Annotated in this window: 3 protein-coding genes; 2 read left to right on the plus strand and 1 reads right to left on the minus strand. The window is 62.5% G+C overall.

Annotated elements, in window-relative coordinates:
- The first annotated feature begins 358 nt into the window (after window positions 1-358).
- Window positions 359-667, plus strand: coding sequence for a hypothetical protein (locus FS320_RS42130; protein ID WP_152718488.1), 309 nt, complete (start codon window positions 359-361; stop codon window positions 665-667).
- Between the two features lie 124 nt (window positions 668-791).
- The gene (locus FS320_RS42135) at window positions 792-1,421 is read left to right on the plus strand and encodes a LysE family translocator (protein ID WP_152718489.1); all 630 of its coding nucleotides are present in this window, start codon (window positions 792-794) and stop codon (window positions 1,419-1,421) included.
- A gap of 306 nt (window positions 1,422-1,727) precedes the next feature.
- Here FS320_RS42135 and FS320_RS42140 read toward each other — a convergent pair.
- Window positions 1,728-2,131, minus strand: a 404-nt coding sequence (locus FS320_RS42140; RefSeq protein WP_244627736.1) for a transposase, incomplete at its 5' end; no start/stop codon positions are given.

Raw genomic sequence — 2,131 nt, forward strand, 5'->3', positions numbered from 1 at the left:
GCGGCGCACGCATCACCTGGATGTTCACGACCGAAAAGGCCCGGGCCAAAATGAGCCGCGCCTATCCTAAACTCGCCCCTCTCGAGCCACTCGCCAAAGGGTCATAATCACTGTGCCGAGGATCTAGTCCCTTCTCGCGCAGGCCTTCTTCGATGAGCGGCAGGATTTCTCCCTCGCGCTCCGCCTCGGCATAGATCACACGGTCCGGATGCAGGCCGGCGCGCAAGAGGCCGGGCGCGAACAAGTCCCGGCGAGTCAGGCACCAGAGCACAGGCCCCCTGAGGCGGGCTGCGATGCCTGCGGTGAACAGGGTTGTGCTGCCGGCGAACTCAGAGGCGAGCCCCGCCTCGATCATCTCATGCAGGGCACCCCGGGCAAGGCCGCCTCCTGGCAGATGACCGTCGATCTCGCGAAGACCGAAGGGCAGAGGTTTGATCTTCTGAGAGCCACCTTCGAGCCGGGCAATCCGGTGCCGCAAATCGGCAAGCCTGTCCTGTTGCCCGGCATGCATGATTCCGTGCCTGTTCAAGTTTGTGTCGAGAATGTTCTTATTATGTTCCCATACGGAAATGAGTCAAATGCCGTAGTGGTAGCTGTGAATTTTGGGGAGAAGAATGTTTCGTACAGCCTTGCTGGTCCCCTCGACAAGGGGCAGCTTCTGGCATGAGGCTGACCTTACCCCAATGTCCAATGTTGAAGGGATAAGTGGACCTTCCTAAGGAAAGGAGTGGTCTCTTGTCCCGATCACCGAGATGTGGCTTGCTCGCTGAGCTACGTGAGGACAACAACCTATGCCCGATCTGACGCTGTGGGGATTGTTCATCGTCGCGTCCGTGGTGCTGCTGCTGACGCCCGGCCCGGCGGTGCTCTTTATCGTCGCTCGTTCGGTCGAGCAGGGGCGGGCCGCCGGGCTGGTCTCGGTGCTTGGGATCCACCTCGGCACCATCGTCCACATCACCGCGGCGGCCGTTGGTCTCTCAGCCCTCGTCGTGTCATCGGCGCTCGCCTTCGCGATCATCAAGTATCTCGGCGCCGTCTATCTCATCTGGATTGGCATCCGCACCCTCTTGGCCAAGGACCCCGATCCCGAAGCGCCTGCAGTGCCGACTGAGCCTTTGCGCCGGGTCTTCCGCGACGGTTTCGTGGTCAATCTCTTCAACCCGAAGACGGCGATCTTCTTCCTCGCCTTCCTGCCGCAGTTCGTCGATCCCGCGCAGGGCGCGGTGCATTGGCAGATCCTCATCCTCGGCTTCACCTTCATGGGGCTCGGGATCATGAGTGATGGGATGTTCGCGCTGGTGGCCGGGGCCACCGGCGATTTCCTCCGCCGCAACCGGCGCTTCCTGCGCCTGCAGCGCTGGTTCGCGGGCATCTCGTTCATCGGTCTTGGTGTCACCGCAGCCCTCGCGACGCGCAAGTAACCAGCATCCGTCATCGGTGATCGGACTGACGCGGGTCGACTTAATGTCTGCTCATGACACGGACGGAAGGAGGCCGAACGCCCGCACCTGCGCGGCAAGCGGATCTTTACACGGCTGCGCTTAAAGACCCAATTGACCGAGGCCGTGTCAAAACGCGGCTCGCGACCGACTGAGTGCATCCTGTGGTTCTCTGATCGGTGGAGGCGCGAGTGCCAACGGCTATTTGGCTCGTCGATCAGGCTGGATGTCAGTCTCGATGGTGTCCGAGCCATCGTGCTCAGCCTGGACGCCTAGCGCGATGCTCCCTCAGGACTGGATTGCCGCCAGCAGCGGTCCTGGCCCGAGGATCGCCAGAACCCGCTTCAGATTGTAGGCCAGCACGTGCAGGCTCATCTCCGTGCGAACCCGCTCCAAGGTTCGGGTCAGGAAGTGCGTGGCACCCATCCACGCCTTGATCGTTCCAAACGGGTGCTCCACCGTCTGGCGCCGCAGGCGTGCCGTCGCCGGTGCCCGGTCGAGTCGCTCCTGCATCGCATCGAGCACATCCTCGTGCTCCCAGCGCTTGATGCGCCGCTGCTTGCCAGTCGTACACAGCTCCTTCAGGGCACACCGCTCGCAGCAGGTGGTCCAGTACACGTGCAGAGCCATGCCGTTCTCAATCGACGTAAACCGCCGCGTCAGGCGCTCCCCGGCTGGGCAGCGATAGGTGT

Origin of the sequence: Microvirga tunisiensis (genome assembly GCF_009296175.1) — a bacterium.
Lineage (GTDB): Bacteria > Pseudomonadota > Alphaproteobacteria > Rhizobiales > Beijerinckiaceae > Microvirga > Microvirga tunisiensis.

Bases quoted from the DNA above. Each gene is read 5' to 3' on its own strand.
- FS320_RS42130 (WP_152718488.1), top strand. From the start codon at position 359: ATGCAGGGCACCCCGGGCAAGGCCGCCTCCTGGCAGATGACCGTCGAT.
- FS320_RS42135 (WP_152718489.1), top strand. From the start codon at position 792: ATGCCCGATCTGACGCTGTGGGGATTGTTCATCGTCGCGTCCGTGGTG.